Origin of the sequence: Streptosporangium sandarakinum (assembly GCF_013409935.1) — a bacterium.
Lineage (GTDB): Bacteria > Actinomycetota > Actinomycetes > Streptosporangiales > Streptosporangiaceae > Streptosporangium > Streptosporangium nondiastaticum.
Genome location: NZ_JACCCO010000001.1, coordinates 2,352,867 through 2,367,850, shown reverse-complemented (window position 1 = coordinate 2,367,850; position 14,984 = coordinate 2,352,867). Strand labels below are relative to the sequence as shown.

11 protein-coding genes are annotated in these 14,984 nt (G+C 75.8%); 10 read left to right on the top strand and 1 reads right to left on the bottom strand.

Features of this window, described 5'->3' with window-relative positions; genetic code table 11:
• Positions 1-4: 4 nt before the first annotated feature.
• Positions 5-4,774, bottom strand: coding sequence for a type VII secretion EssC family protein (locus HDA43_RS10375; protein WP_179819510.1), 4,770 nt, complete (start codon positions 4,772-4,774; stop codon positions 5-7).
• A 729-nt stretch (positions 4,775-5,503) separates the two neighbouring features.
• Here HDA43_RS10375 and HDA43_RS10370 point away from each other — a divergent pair.
• From HDA43_RS10370 to HDA43_RS10325, 10 genes are all read left to right on the top strand, one after another.
• Positions 5,504-6,211 (top strand): CpaB family protein, encoded by a 708-nt coding sequence (locus HDA43_RS10370; RefSeq protein ID WP_179819509.1) that lies wholly within the window; start codon positions 5,504-5,506, stop codon positions 6,209-6,211.
• A gap of 1 nt (position 6,212) precedes the next feature.
• Complete coding sequence (locus HDA43_RS10365) at positions 6,213-6,968, top strand: CpaE/TadZ family protein (RefSeq protein WP_179819508.1); 756 nt, start codon at positions 6,213-6,215, stop codon at positions 6,966-6,968.
• The gene (locus tag HDA43_RS10360) at positions 6,965-8,266 is read left to right on the top strand and encodes a TadA family conjugal transfer-associated ATPase (RefSeq protein ID WP_179819507.1); all 1,302 of its coding nucleotides are present in this window, start codon (positions 6,965-6,967) and stop codon (positions 8,264-8,266) included. Before HDA43_RS10365 ends, HDA43_RS10360 begins: the two co-directional genes overlap by 4 nt.
• A complete protein-coding gene (locus tag HDA43_RS10355; RefSeq protein ID WP_179819506.1) occupies positions 8,263-9,147 on the top strand; it encodes a type II secretion system F family protein in 885 nt (294 codons plus the stop codon). The genes HDA43_RS10360 and HDA43_RS10355 overlap by 4 nt, the downstream gene beginning before the upstream one ends.
• Complete coding sequence (locus tag HDA43_RS10350; protein ID WP_179819505.1) at positions 9,144-10,079, top strand: type II secretion system F family protein; 936 nt, start codon at positions 9,144-9,146, stop codon at positions 10,077-10,079. The genes HDA43_RS10355 and HDA43_RS10350 overlap by 4 nt, the downstream gene beginning before the upstream one ends.
• Positions 10,080-10,081: 2 nt before the next feature.
• A complete protein-coding gene (locus tag HDA43_RS10345) occupies positions 10,082-10,354 on the top strand; it encodes a hypothetical protein (RefSeq protein ID WP_179819504.1) in 273 nt (90 codons plus the stop codon).
• Positions 10,344-10,760, top strand: coding sequence for a TadE family protein (locus HDA43_RS10340; RefSeq protein ID WP_312873163.1), 417 nt, complete (start codon positions 10,344-10,346; stop codon positions 10,758-10,760). Before HDA43_RS10345 ends, HDA43_RS10340 begins: the two co-directional genes overlap by 11 nt.
• Positions 10,757-11,260: a TadE/TadG family type IV pilus assembly protein gene (locus tag HDA43_RS10335; protein WP_312873162.1), complete on the top strand. Its 504-nt coding sequence runs from the start codon at positions 10,757-10,759 to the stop codon at positions 11,258-11,260. The genes HDA43_RS10340 and HDA43_RS10335 overlap by 4 nt, the downstream gene beginning before the upstream one ends.
• A gap of 116 nt (positions 11,261-11,376) precedes the next feature.
• A complete protein-coding gene (locus HDA43_RS10330; RefSeq protein WP_179819502.1) occupies positions 11,377-11,778 on the top strand; it encodes a pilus assembly protein TadG-related protein in 402 nt (133 codons plus the stop codon).
• A gap of 134 nt (positions 11,779-11,912) precedes the next feature.
• Positions 11,913-14,939 (top strand): BTAD domain-containing putative transcriptional regulator, encoded by a 3,027-nt coding sequence (locus HDA43_RS10325; protein WP_179819501.1) that lies wholly within the window; start codon positions 11,913-11,915, stop codon positions 14,937-14,939.
• Positions 14,940-14,984 lie beyond the last annotated feature (45 nt).

Sequence of the window (14,984 nt, the reverse complement as noted above, 5' to 3'; positions counted from 1 at the left end):
GGGCTCAGCCGGGCAGGGCGGTCTGGATCGGGGTCGTCGAGCCGAGTGTGACCAGCAGGCCCCGGCCGGGCGGGCCGCCGACCGCGCCGCGCGGCAGCCGGATCGTGAACAGGTCGCCGTCGGCGGGGCTCTGCACCGCCAGAAGCAGGCCGGTCCGGGACTTGCGGGCCTCGGCGACGAAGCCCCGGTAGGCGGTGGTCAGGTCTCCGGTGGCCCCGCCGAGGATCAGCCCGTGCTCGCCGTCGCGGCCGGTGCGCAGCACCTGCTCCAGGGTCATGCCCAGCGGCGAGTCGGGGGAGACGAGCTCGGCGTCGTCGACGACGACCACGTAGCGCTCCCGTCCGGCGACGGCCCCCTCCAGGTCGCCGTCCGCGCCGAGGACGGCCACCACGCCGGGGACGTCCGCCAGGTCGCGCAGCGGGCTGCGCCGCGGGGCGACCGCGATCACCGGCGTGCCGCGCTCCAGCAGTGAGCGGGCGGCGGTCACCAGCGCCGAGGACCGGCCGGACCGGGGCGGGCCCGCGACGACCGCGCCGGGGCCGTGGGCCAGCAGGTCGAAGCCCATGGGGGTCAGCGAGTCGCCGCCGGCGCCGAGCAGGGCCCACAGCGGTGAGGGCGGCTCGTGCGACGGCGCCAGCGCCATGGCCTGCGCCGCGGTGATCCGGGTCGGCAGCGCGTCCACCCGCAGCGGCGGCTCGCCGTCCCAGACCCATCCGGCGGGCCCGGCCGCGGCGGTGGCCGCGCCGGCACCCGCCGGGGACGCCGCCAGGTCGCCGCCGAAGCGGGCGGGGATCGCGCGTGACAGCGCCTGGAGCTCGGCGACCTGGGCCGGGCCGGACGGGTCGTCGCACAGCAGCCCGATCTGGTGCTCGACGACGCCGTGCTCGCCGGCCGACACCGCGCGGCCGGGGGCGAGCGCGGCGGGCAGGTCCTTGACCGGCAGCCCGGCCAGGCCGTAGTCGGCCGGGTCGGCCAGCCGCAGGATCAGCCGGTCGTCGAACACCGTGGAGATCTGGCCGATCAGCGCCGACCGGTCGCCGGTCACCACGGCGCGCAACCCGACCGCCGGACCCTCGCGCAGCAGCTGCATCATGGCCTCGACCAGCCGGCCGTAGTCGTAGTTCTCGAACGCGGCGACGAACCCCTCCCACCGGTCGAGCATCAGCACCAGCCAGGGCGGCCGCTCGCCGGGAGGAACGGGAAGCCCGGAGGAGACCGTGGAACCGGGGGAGCCGGTGGAGCCGGCGCGCAGCTCGGCCAGCGAGGCGTGACCGGCCTCGGCGAGGAGCTGCTGGCGCCGCCCGACCTCGGCGCGCAGCCGGGTCAGCAGCCGTTCGACCCGGTCGAGCTGGTCGCGGGTCACCACCGCGCCGCAGTGCGGCATCGTCATCAACGGCAGCAGCGCCCCCGAACCGCAGTCGATCACGTGCAGGTGCACGTCCTCCGGGGACGCGCCCGCCGCGATCGCCCCGGCCAGGGTGCGCAGCGCGGTGGAGCGCCCGCTCCGGGGGGAGCCGGCCAGCAGCAGGTGCCCCCCGCGGGCGAGGTCCAGCGTCAGCGCCCGCCGGTCCTGCGCCCACGGCAGGTCCGTCACGCCGAAGGCCAGCGGCGGCACCTCCTCCTTCCCCGGCCGGTACGGCGCCGCCCCCTCAGGCTCCGGGAGGCCCGGGGCGACCACCAGGTCGGGGAGCGGGTCCAGCCAGGGGCTCGGCTGCCGGGGGACGCCGGCGACGCGGGCGGCGTCGGCCAGGGCGTCGGCGAGCACGGACAGGTCGGTGACGGCCGCCCCCTCGGCCGCCGCGTCCGGGGCGGCCGGCGGGTGCCCCAGGGCCCGCCAGCCGACCTCGGTGACCCGGGCCCTGACCTCGCTCGCCGCGCCGGGGCCGCGCCCGCCGATCCGCGCGGTCTGCACGGCGACGGCCGCGCCCGCGCCCGACTTGACGTAGCACCGGCCGGGAGCCGACTTGGGGATGTGCGCGGCGTCCGGCCGGTCGATGACGTCGGAGGACTCGGCGGCCTCGGTCACCCGCAGCGCGATCCGCAGCGAGGTGTTGGCCTGGATGTCGGCGGTCACCACGCCGCCGGGCCGCTGGGTGGCCAGGACGAGGTGGATGCCGAGCGAGCGGCCCCGCCTGGCGATGTCCACCAGCCCGGTCATGAAGTCGGGCAGCTCGGTGACCATGGCCGCGAACTCGTCGATGACCAGCACCAGCCTGGGCAGTGGGGGCAGCTGCGCGCCCCGGCCGCGCAGCGGCGTGGGCGGGGTGAGCGGGGCGCCGCCCCCGGCGACGAGCAGGTCGCGGGAGGCGCGGGCCGTCTGGGCGTCGCGCAGCTCGTGGTAGTCCTCGATGTCCTTGGCGCCGGCGGACAGCAGCAGCCGCTCGCGCCGCCGGATCTCCGCGGCGAGGGAGGCCAGGGCCCGCTGGGTCAGGTGGCCGTCGAGGTCGCTGACCATGCCGACGGTGTGCGGGAGCCGTACGCACTCCTTGAAGGCGGCGCCGCCCTTGTAGTCGATCAGCACGAACGTCATCTCGTCGGGCCGGTTGGCCACCGCGAGGGAGCAGATGAGCGTCTGCAGCAGCTCCGACTTGCCCGCGCCGGTGGTGCCGGCGATGAGGGCGTGCGGGCCGTCGACGCGCAGGTCGACCGAGAACGGCCCGTCGGGGCCGACGCCGATCAGCGCCTCGGTGGAGCGGCCCCAGCGCCCGGCCAGGGCCTCGCCCGACACCGACGGCAGCCGCAACACGTCGAGCAACCGCGCGGAGCCGGGCAGGGCCGTGGCGGAGTCGTCGCGGCTGACGTCGCGCAGCGGCGCCAGGGCCCGGGCCAGCCGGTCGCACCAGGTGGCCGTGACCTGGTCGGCGAGGATCCCGCCGATGCCGTCCAGTCCGCCGCCGCGCAGCCGTACGGTGCCGTCGGCGGCCACGTCGGCGACGGTGGCGCACTCCTCGGGCAGCAGCCGCTGGTCGTCGTCGATCGCCAGGGTGTACACGCCGGCCCGCGGGCCCTGGCGCAGCACCTGCGGCATGCCGGGCAGGGCGCGCAGGACCTGCGCGCCGTCCAGGACGACCAGCACGTCGTAGGGGCGCTCGTCGTAGACCGGGACCGGCTCGTCCCGCCCGGCCCCGGTCCCGCCGCCGAGGTCGGCCCAGCCCGCCGGGGCGCGGCCGATCCGGGCGGCCGGGTTGTCCTCCTCGCCGAGCCGTTCCTCGATCAGCGTGACCAGCTCGCTCACCCGCCGGGCCGCGGCCTCGGGGTCGGCGCCGACCAGCGCGACGCAGTCCTCGCCGCCGTGCGGGGCGCAGTGGGGCAGCCAGCGCACCCAGTTCCACCGCTCCTCGCCGTCGCCGTGCGCCGACAGCACCACGATCGCCAGGTCACGCGGGCTGTGCAGGACGGCGGCCTGGCCCACCAGCCAGCGCGCCAGCCCGGCGGCCCGGGGCCGCGGGCCGGTCAGGCCGGCGACGCCCAGCCGCCGCATGGCCAGGGCCACCGGCACCGCGTGGCAGGCCGGGGGGTCGGGCGGGACGAAGTCGGCGGGCGCGGACCGCTCGGGGACGAACTCCAGGCCGGCCGGCAGGTCGGCGAGGCCGACCCGCAGGCGCAGCGCGTCGGGGTCGTGGTCGCGGCGCTCCCACAGCCGCCGCCGGGGACCGGTCGCGGTGAGCAGGACCTCCGCGGGGTCGGGCGCGGCGGCGCGGCGCTCGGCCTCGTCGGCGGCGCGGGCCGCCTCCACGGCGGCCTCGAACTCCCGCATCCGCTCCCGGTGGCGCCTGAGCTCCCTGCGGTACTGCTTGCGGCCGTGCCGCCGGTCGCTCACCCACTGGCCGATCATGATGAGCGGGGTCATCAGCGCGATCAGCAGGTAGTACCACGTCTTGGTCGCCCAGGCCATGCCGACGCCGAGCAGGAGGGGCAGGAACGCGGCGAGCAGCTGCAGCCGCATGCCCTCGGCCCGTTTCGGCTCGGCCGGGACCTCGAAGCGCCGCTCGCCGCCGGGGGAGCGGAGCCGGGGCGGCCGGTTGTAGGCGAGGCCGCCGTCGGGCTGGGCGTCCAGGTGGGCGTCGGGGGGCTCCACGGCGGTCAGCGTCAGCACGGTCGTGCCGCAGGTCAGCAGGGCGTGTTCGGGCCAGGGCACGGGGCCGTCGAGGGGCTCGCGGTCCAGGCGCGGCGCGGCGCCGGCCCCGCCTCCCGCGCGGGATCCGCGTCCCGTGTGCGGCCCGCCTCCCATACGCGGCCCGTCTCCCGCGCCGGCCTCGGAGCGGCCTCCCGGGGCGGGCTCCACGGTGATCGCCTCGGGGGTGAGGCGGATCACCGCGGCCTCGGCGGGCAGCCCCGGGTCGGGGACGGACACCGCGCAGGCGGGGTCGGAGCCGACGACGTGGACGCCCAGGCCCAGCCGGTGCACCGACCCGGCGGCCGGGCCGCCGACGACGCGGATCTCCACGATGCCGCCGGGCTCCTCGGCGATCGTGGCGCCGGCCAGGTCGCGGTCGAGGGTGACGAGGTCGCCGTCGCGGAGCAGGCCGAGGACGGGGGCTCCGGGGTCGAGGGCGCGGCCGTCGAGCCAGAGGTCCGGCGGCTCGGCGGCGGCCGGGTCACGGCCCAGGCCGTACGGTGCCTTTGTGCGGGTCAGCCGGACCACGTTGGTCGGCCGCTCGCCGCCCTGCCCGGAGAGCGACTCCGCCAGGCGGCCCACCGTGGTGGTCTCGTCCGCCTCGATCACGACGTCGCGGTCGGCGTGCTCGCCGAGCACGGTGAGCATGATGCGCATCGCCGCTCTCCTCGGTCAGGGGCCGGGTCCACGGTACAGAGCGGGAACCGCCCGGGACGAGGTGTTTGCGGCAATGCCGCGGGTCCCGGGGCGGTATGTGGAAAACGTGCCCGCCTGTGGACAACCGTCGGGTGTTACCGGCCGGTCATGGCGTCTCTAATGGGATTCGATGTTCCTTGGGACGGGAGCGGACTGGGGACGGGTCATGCCTTCCTGTGGATAACCCGGCGGTTTCCCCCACTCCCGAGGGCACTACATCCGACAAAAGGGATTTTTCACTTTAAATCCGTCAAAGCTGGCGTGGGGCTGGGGCGATCCCGGGCGGTCCGGGCGGTCGATGGCGGAGCGCCTGGCGGCCGGGGGCGTGACGCCCCGCTCGGCGCCGCGCCCGGCACGGTGACACCGGGGAGACGGCGCGGCGCCCGAATCGGTCGCCGGACGGAGCGGCGCGGCGCCCGGCGGTGGAACGGTACGGCCGGGACCACAGGGACCGAGGGGAATATTGGGACAGTAGATATGTGCATTAATTCATGTCCTTATCACCCGGATATGCCCCCTGTCATGTGGCGAAAGGGATAGCTTCTCCGGAGCCGCCGTTGACAGACCTGTTCCTATCAAACGAGCATGGGACCCGGCTTTTGTCCGGCGCTTCATCGGCATGGTGCGCATAATGGCGTAAATTCGACCAGTAGTCCCAACGCGTTAATCACTCTGGGAGTCCCCCTGCCCATGAGGACCAGTGAAAAGCCGGCGAGCCGCGTACCGCTGAACGCCGAGCGGCCGGGGTCGGCGAGTTCCCTTTCCGGCCCGGCGTCGCGCAAGCTCCCCGTGCCCCCGCGCGAGCGCAAACCCGCCCTCGCGGCCCTCGCCGTACTGCTCATCCTGGGCGGCGCGCTCGCCACGACCCTCCTGGTCATGCGCAGCGGGGACCGGGTCTCCGCGATCGTGATCTCCCAGCAGGTCGGCGCGGGTCAGCCCTTCACCGAGGCCGTGATGCGCGAGGCGCAGATCGCCGACACCGGCGTCGGCTACGTCGCCTGGGCCGACCGCGCCCTCGTCGCCCGCAACTTCGCCCGTGTCACCCTTCTGCCCGGCACCCTCCTGACCCGCGACATGGTCGTCTCCGCCAGCAGGGAGCTGGGCCCCGGCAAGGCCCAGGTCGGCCTCTCCCTCAAGCCCGGCCAGATGCCCGGGACGCTGGAGCGGGGCGACCGGGTCCAGGTGATATACGTCCCGAGCCGGGGCGGCGGCGGCAACGCCACCAGCCGGGTGCTGGCCCCCAACGCCCTGGTCCACCAGGTCGGCGGGTCCGGCCAGACCCAGGGCAGGTCGTCCGGCCTGGTCACGGTGATCGTGGACAGTTCCATCTCCCCGACGGTCGCCGCCTACGCCTCCAGCGGCGAGATCGCGCTGGCCGAGCTGCCCGGAGCGCGCTGAGGTGGCGCTCATCGTGCTGGCCGCCGACAAGGGCGCCCCGGGCGTGACCACGGCGGCCACCGCGCTCGGCGCCGTCTGGCCGCACCCGGTGCTGCTCGCCGAGTGCGACCCGGCCGGGGGAGACCTCGCCTACCGCCTCCCGGCCGCCGACGGCGGGGTCCTCAACCCCGCCCGGGGACTGCTGACCCTGGGCGCCACGGCCCGCCGCGGCCTGCGGCCCGAGCAGATCCACGAGCACACCCAGAAGATCATCGGTGGCCTCGACGTGCTGGCCGGGCTGACCCACGGTGAGCAGGCCGCCGGGCTCACCTGGCTGTGGGGGCCGCTCGGCCGGGCGCTGGCCGCGGTGCCGGGCGCCGACGTGCTGGCCGACTGCGGCCGCCTCGGCGGGCACCCGCAGACGGCCGAGCTGGTCGCCGAGGCGGAGCTGGTGCTGCTGTTCACCCGGGCGAGCCTCGACCACGTCGCCCACCTGCGCGAGCGCCTGCATGTCATGCCCCGTGACCCGCAGATCGCGGTCGTGGTGATCGCCGACCCCCGTCAGTACCGCACGGCCATCGAGGAGGTCCGCCGGATCGTCACCGCCACCGGCCGCCGGGTCGCCTTCGTCAGCGGCCTCGCGCACGACCCCAAGGGCGCCGAGCTGCTGCGCGGCCAGTGGGGCGGCCGGCTGGACCGCTCTCTGATCATCCGTACGGCGCGCGAGCTCGCCGCCCGAGTCGTCGCCACCGTCCGAGCCCCGGAGCCGGCCGTATGACCGTCGACCACACCCTGGTGAAGCGCTTCCGGCAGGAGGTCGGCGACCGCCTGGCCCACCAGCGACGCCTCGACCAGGCCAGCGGCCTGGCGCCGATGACCGGCGAGGACGAGCGCCAGTTCGCCCGGGCGCTGATCGCCCAGGTGCTGGAGGAGTTCGCCCGCGGCGAGATCGGTGTCGGCCGTACCCCGCCCACGGCCGAGGAGGAGGAGGCGCTCGCCGCCGGCATCCACGCGGCCCTGTTCGGCGTCGGCCGCCTGCAGCCGCTGCTGGACGACCCCGAGGTCGAGAACATCGACATCAACGGCTGCGACCGCGTCTTCGTCGGTTACGCCGACGGCCGGGAGGGCCTGGCCGAGCCGGTGGCCGACAGCGACGACGAGCTGGTCGAGCTGATCCAGATCCTCGCCGCCTACAGCGGCCTGTCCAGCAGGCCGTTCGACACCGCCAACCCCCAGCTCGACCTGCGCCTGCCGGACGGCTCCCGCCTCTCGGCGGTCATGGACGTCACGGTCCGTCCGGCGGTGTCCATCCGCCGCGCCCGGCTGGGCAAGGTCTTCCTCAGCGACCTGGTGGGCAACGGCACGCTCACCCCGGAGCTGGGCCGCTTCCTGGCGGCCGCGGTGGCCGCGCGGAAGAACATCATGATCTCCGGCTCGACCAACGCCGGGAAGACCACCCTGCTGCGCGCGCTGGCCAACGAGATCCCGGCCACCGAGCGCCTGATCACGGTGGAGCGGGCCCTGGAGCTCGGCCTCGACCAGTTCCCCGAACTGCACCCCAACGTGGTCGCCTTCGAACAGAGGCTGCCCAACTCCGAGGGCCAGGGCGAGATCAGCATGGCCGAGCTGGTCCGCCGCTCCCTGCGCATGAACCCCTCGCGGGTGATCGTCGGCGAGGTCCTCGGCGACGAGATCGTCACCATGCTCAACGCGATGACCCAGGGCAACGACGGCTCGCTGTCCACCATCCACGCCAACTCCTCGATGGAGGTCTTCAACCGCATCGCCACCTACGCCCTGCAGGCGACCGAACGGCTGCCGATCGAGGCCACCCACATGCTCATCGCGGGCGCGATCGACTTCGTCGTCTTCATCGAGAAGCGCAACGAGTACGCCGCGGGCGGCCGGCTGCGCCGGTTCGTCTCCAGCGTGCGCGAGGTGGCAGGCGTGGACGGCCGGGTGCTGTCGTCGGAGGTGTTCGCCCAGGCGCCCGACGGCCGGGTCGTGCCGCACGCCCCCCTGTCGTGCGCCGAGGAGCTGGCCCGGCACGGCTACGACCCGGGAGGCTGGTCATGATCGCCGTCCCGCCCGGGCTGCTCGACCCGCTGGTGATGCTCGCCGGCGCGGCCGTCGGCGCGGGCCTGTTCCTGCTGGGCCTCGCCCTGTACGGCGTGCGCCCCCGCCCGGCCGTCCCCGGTCGCGGCCCCCGCCGCAAGGAGGTCCTGCGCGCCCTGTCCACCCGCTCGGCGGTCGGCGCGATCGCCGGGGTGGTCGTACTCGTGGTGACCGGCTGGCCGGTCATGGCGGTGGGCGCCGTCCTGCTCGCCCTGGGCTGGCGCGGCCTGTACGGCGGCGCGGCCGAGGAGCGCACCGCGATGCGGCGGCTGGAGGGGCTGGCGGCCTGGACCGAGTCCCTGCGCGACACCATCGCCGGGGCCGCCGGACTGGAGCAGGCCATCCCCTCCTCCATCCGGGCCGCGGCCCCCACCCTCCGCCCGCATCTGCGCTCCCTGGTGGACCGCCTGCACACCCGCATGCCGCTGCCCGACGCGCTGCGGCTGTTCGCCGACGAGCTCGACGACCCCTCGGCCGACCTGGTGGTGGCCGCGCTGATCCTCAACTCCAAGCTGCGCGGGCCGGGCCTGCGCGACGTGCTGGGCGCGCTGGCCGTGTCGGCCCGCGAGGAGCTCGACATGCGCCGCCGGGTCGAGGCCGAGCGCCGCTCCACCCGGCGCAGCGTGCAGATCGTGGTCGGCACGGCCGTCGCCTTCGCCGTCGCCCTGGTGGTGTTCAACCCCTCCTACGTCGAGGAGTACGACAGCACCCTCGGCCAGGCCGTGCTCGTGGTGGTCGCCGGGTTCTTCGGAGCCGGGTTCGCCTGGATGCGCCGCCTGGCCCGCTTCGACAAGCCGGCCCGGCTGCTGGGCCTGCCGTCCACGGGGGAGGTGCACGAATGACCGAGGGCGTGCTCGCCGGCGGCGTGCTGGGGCTCGGCCTGTTCCTGCTGGTCCGGGCGCTGTTCCCGGCCCGGCCCGGCCTGGTGACGCGGCTGCTGGCGCTGGACGCCGCCCGGGAGGGCACCGACGCGCCGCGCGCCCGGCTCGTCCTGCCCGACGAGGAGGTCAGCGCCTTCCGGCGCTCCCTGGGGGAGCGGCTGGCGCGCTTCTACGCGGCGCGCGGCTGGGAGGCCCGTTCGGCCCGGGCCGACCTCGCGCTGCTCGGCAGGTCGTTCGAGGGGTTCCTGGCCACCAAGGCGTTGCTGGCCGCCTCCGGGCTGCTGGCGTTCCCGCTGCTGGTGGGCTGGCTGGTGCTGATGGGGTGGGGCATCTCGCTGACCGTGCCGCTGTGGGCCGCGCTCGCGGTCGCCGGGGTCTTCTTCGTGCTGCCCGATCTTCAGATCAAGAGGGACGCCGCCCGGATGCGCCGTGACTTCCGGCACGTCGTCGGGGCCTTTCTGGATCTGGTCGCGATGAACCTCGCGGGCGGGCGCGGCGTGCCCGAGGCGCTGATGATGGCGGTCTCGGTGGGCAGCCCGAACGCCGACGACGACGGCGCCAACTGGGCGATGGCCCGCATCCGCGAGGCCCTGGGCAACGCCCGGATCGTCGGCATCACCCCCTGGCAGGCGCTCGGGCAGCTCGGCGACGAGATCAACGTCGACGAGCTGCGCGACCTGTCCGCCGCGCTCGGGCTGGTCGCCGACGACGGCGCCAAGGTCCGCACGTCCCTGACCGCCCGCGCCGCGACCCTGCGGCGCCGCGAGCTCGCCGAGGTGGAGGGGCAGGCCGGCGAGCGCTCGCAGTCGATGCTCGTCGCCCAGCTCCTGCTCTGCGCGGGCTTCGTGATCTTCCTGAGTTACCCGGCCGCTATGAAGATGTTGGGGTCCTGACCATGCTGAGCAACCATCCGTGGATCGTCTATACGGCCGCGTTCCTGAGCACGAGGATCGAGCGGGCCCGCAACGCCCCCACCCGGGGCGCCTCGGCCGTCGAGTGGGTCATCATCACGGCGATCATCGCCGGGGTCGCGCTCGGCCTGGCCACCCTCATCAAGACCCTCGTCGAGGGCAAGCAGGCCGAGATCTCCAACCAGTTCGGCGGGGGTGGAGGCGGCGGCGGTGGGGGCGGCGGGGAAGGGGCCGGCGGTGGCTTCGGTGACGGCTGAGCGTCGCCGAGAGCGAGGGGCCGCCGCCGTCGAGCTGGCGATGATCATGCCGGTGGTGCTGGCGATCATCCTGCTCGTCGTGCAGTTCGCCCTGTGGTTCCACGGGCGGCAGGTCGCCGACGCCGCCGCCAGGGAGGGGGCCCGCCTCGCCCGGATCGACACCGACTCCTGGGAGTCGGACGCCACCTCCCGGGCCGAACAGGTGCTCCGGGCGGTCGGCCCGAAACTCCTGGAGGGCGCCGCCGTGACGGCGTGGGACGAGAACGGCCGGCGCGGCGTCGAGATCACCGCCACCGCGGTCCAGGTGGTCCCGCTGCTTCCGGAAAGGACGCTCACCATCACCGCGCGGTTCGGAGGCCCCGTCGAGTGCTTCCGGCCCGACGACGGGAGCGAGGGATGCCCGTGAGCGCCTTCGCGAGTCTCGGCGGACGGCCGCCGCCCCGGGCCGGCGGCCCGCGTCACGGCCGGCGCGGCAGGACACCCGTAGCCCGGTACGGCCGATGCGGCCGGTGCGGCGAGCGCGGCTCGCTGACCGCCGAGACGGTCCTGCTGGCCCCGGTCTTCCTGCTGTTCCTGCTGCTGCTCGTCGGCGCCGGACGGCTGGTCGAGGCCCAGGGTGAGGTCAACGGGGCGGCCAGGGACGCGGCGAGGGCCGCCTCGGTCGAGCGCTCGTTCGCCGACGCCGAGTCCGCCGCGGAACAGGCGGCGCAGGACTCCCTGTCGGGGCAGTGCGAGCCGCAGGTCAGCCTGGAGGGCAGCCGATGGGAGATGGGCGGCCGGGTCCGGGCCGCGGTCACCTGCTCCCTCGACCTGAGCTTCCTCGGCTTCGGCGCGGCCAAGGAGATCAAGGGCGACTCGGTGGTCCCGCTGGAGGAGTTCCGGAGGGTGGAGGAGGACGGCGGGTGAACGCCATGCGGTGGCGGGCGCCGTGCCCCGGGCACGCCGAGCCTCCCGGTCATCCGTGGTCTCCCGGGCGTCCAGCGCGTCCCGGACCGGTCCGGCGGGCGGGCGAGCGGGGGTCGATGTCGGTCTTCACGGTGGTCTTCTCCGTGGCGGTCTTCCTGCTCGCCGGACTCCTGGTGGACGGCGGGGCCGCCATCAACGCCCGGCTGCGGGCCGCCGACATCGCCGAGCAGGCGGCCCGGGCCGCGGCCGACCGGATCGACGAGGAGACGCTGCGCGCCACCGGCCAGGTCCGGCTCATGGACGAGGGCGAGGTCTGCGCCGAGGCCGAGGAGATCGTCTCCGCCCACGCCACCGGCGACGTCCGGATCGCCGGGTGCTCCGTCGGCGCCGGGCAGGCGGAGGTCACCGTGGGGGTCACCGTCGCCTGGAAGGCGGTCTTCCTCGCCGCGCTCGGTTTTCCGGGCTCCGACATGAAGGCAGAGGCCACCGCGGGCCCGGACACCGGGGACGACGCCTGATGGCCCGCCCCGCCCCACCCGGGCACCGCCCCGGCCCGCCGCGACCGGCGAGCCATACCGATCGGGGCGTACCGCCCGCCCGGCCCCCTGGACGGGGCGAACCTGGACGAGGAGGGGAACTGAGAGGGAGAGGCATGCCACCGCGACAGCCCGTGCGCATCAGGCCCAGACGCACGCCGGGCGACGTGCTCGCCGGACTCGGCGCGCTGGTCCTGCTGGTCGCGCTCGTCGGCGGGGTCCCCTACGCCCTGCTGCGGCTGGCCGGGCCGCCCGTCCCTCCCGAACTGCTCGACCTGGACGTGCTGACCAGCCAGGTCGGCACCAGCACGATCATCGCGATCCTGGTGCTGCTGGTCTGGCTCGCCTGGCTGCAGCTGACCGCCTGCGTGATCGTCGAGGTCTACGCCGGGATACGCCGGGTCGGCATGCCGGCCCAGGTCCCGTTCTCCGGCGGCACCCAGGCGCTGGCCAACCGGCTGGTCTCGGCGGCGCTGCTGCTGTTCACCGTGTCGGCGGTGGTGGTGCCGATCGCCCGGCCCAGCGGCCCGCCGCCCCGTCCCCCGGTCGCCGCGGCCGCCGCGGACGCGCTGTCGGCCCTGCCGGCCCCGGTCTCCGGGGAGCAGCGGGCGCCGCTGGCGCCGGTCGCGAAGGTCAAGAAGGTGTACGTGGTGCAGCCGCCGCACGGCCGCCACCACGAGAGCCTGTGGGAGATCGCGGAGAAGTGCCTGGGCGACGGCCGCCGTTACCCGGAGGTCTACCGGCTCAACCAGCACAAGGAGCAGCCCGACGGCAGCCGCCTGCACATGGCCGACCTGATCAGGCCCGGCTGGGTGCTCGACATGCCGGACGACGCCAGGAACGTGCACGTCGTCCCGGTGGACCAGCCGCGCGACGAGACCCTCAAGGATCATCCGTACAAGCCCGCCGAGCTCGACGGGCGCACCCAGCACGTCACGCCCGGCACCCGGGACCTCCCGGCGGGGGAGGAGACGCGGACCGGGAGGCACGCGGAGGTCTCCCCTCCCCAGGACACCTCGGTCCTGCCCGGCGACGGCTCCGGCGACCGCCGGACCGGCGAGGGGACCGTCACCACGCGGCCCGGCGACTCCGGCCGTGCGGAACGGCCCGCCCCCGCCGAGACCGGCCGCGGCACCGCGGAGCCGTCCCGGACCGGTGAACGCGGCACCGCGGAGCCGTCCCGGACCGGCGAGCGCACCGACCCCGCTCGGACCGGTGAGCACGCCACCGGGCGGGAGCACGCGCCGGGCGACCCCGGCCGCGGGAGCGCCACGGAGCGGCCGGTCCCCCCTGACTGGGCCGCCGAGCCCGAGACCGGGGCGCCGCTGCTCGACTACCTCGCCGGGGCCTCCCTGCTGGCGGCCGGGGTGCTGGCCGCACTCGGCGGCAGGCGCAGGCGGCAGCTCTGGGAGCGGGCGCTCGGCCGCCGGGTCGTCCGGCCGCGCGACGACGCCGCCGAGGCCGAGGTCGCGCTCCGGATCGGGGCCGACGCGCCGGGCAGCCGGATGCTCGACCTCGGGCTGCGGCTCCTCGGCAGGTCGCTCGCCGAGCAGCGGCGCGTCCCGCCGACCGTCTACGCCGCGTACCTGTCCGCGCAGACCCTCGACCTGTGGATCCACCCGCCGCAGGAGGACGCCCCCGCCCCCTGGGTCTCCTGCGACGGGGGCCAGGTCTGGCGGCTGCCCGCCCAGGAGGGCCGGATGATCGACGAACGGTCCCTCGCCGACGCGCCCGCGCCGTACCCGGGGCTGGTCTCGCTCGGCTCCAACGGCGAGGGCCGGGTGCTCGTGGACCTGGAGGCGGCCCACGGCCTGATCAGCCTGAAGGGGGAACGGACCACTTCGGCGCTCGCCGCGCTCGCCGTGGAGCTGGCCACCAACCGCTGGTCCGACCGGATGCGCGTCACGCTGGTCGGCTTCGGGGAGGAACTGGCCGTGATCGCCCCCGACCGGATCCGGTGCGCGGGCACTCTCGCGGACGTCCTGCCCGAGCTGGAGGCCACCGCGAACGAGCGCGGCCACGGCGACGACGTGCTCACCGGCCGGATCCACGGCCGCGCCGCCGACCCGATCTGGCCGCCGCACTACGTGCTGTCCGCGGTCGCCCCCACCGCCGAGGAGGGCCGCCGCCTGGCGCTGCTGGCCAGGAAGGGCGTCCGGACGGCCGCCGGGTATGTCGTGGCGGGCGAGGCGCCGCACGCCACCTGGAACTGGGAGATCACCGAGGACGGCCGGGCGCTCGTCGACGCGCTCGGCTTCGACGTCACCGCCCAGCTCCTGCCCCGCCGCCACTACCGCTCCCTGGTGGAGCTGTTCCGCACGGCCGAACGGCTCGACGGCGAGCCGCTGCCCGACGAGCCGGAGCAGCAGCCGGCCGCGGGGGCGCCCTCGGTCGAGGTGCGGATCCTCGGCCCGGCCGAGGTGCTCGGCCCGCCGCCGATGGAGGAGGGCCGCGCCGCCCTGGCCGTGGAGCTCGTCGTCTACCTCGCGACCCACCCGGGCGGCGTCCACCCGGTCGTGCTGGGCGGCATCCTGTGGCCGCGCGGCGTGCAGTCCGCGGTCCGGGACGCCACCATCGCCCGGGTCGTGGACTGGCTGGGCACCGACCGTTCCGGCCGGCCCAACCTCCACACCGACGACGCGGGCCGGCTCCGGCTGGGCCCGGAGGTGCGGACCGATTGGTCGCTGTTCCGCGCGTTCGCGCGCCGGGCGCAGGCCGACCCGACCATGCGCGCCGTACTGCTGGAGAAGGCCCTGGGCCTGGTGCGCGGCCCGTTGCTCGCCGACCGCCCGCGCGGCCGGTACGCCTGGCTGGCCGCCGACGACCTGGAGTACGACGTGACCGCCGCCGTCGCCGACGCCGCCCACCGGCTCTGCGAGGTACGGCTGGCCCGCGGCGAGGCCGACCGGGCCGTCGGCGCGGCGCGGGCCGGGCTGCTGCTCGCCCCCGACGACGAGGGGCTCTGGCGGGACCTGCTGAGGGCCACCCACCTCACCGGCGACGCCGCCAGGCTGCGGGCCGTGGCGGACGGCCTGCACCGGCGCTCCGACCGGCCCGGCGGGGGCGGGATGGCGCCGGAGACCGAGGCGCTCATCGACGAACTGCTGCCCTCGTGGCGGGTGCGTTCGGCGCCGTCGGCATGACCGGTCGGAAGCGGTACGGCGCCGCCGGGCGGGGAGCGCGGTGGC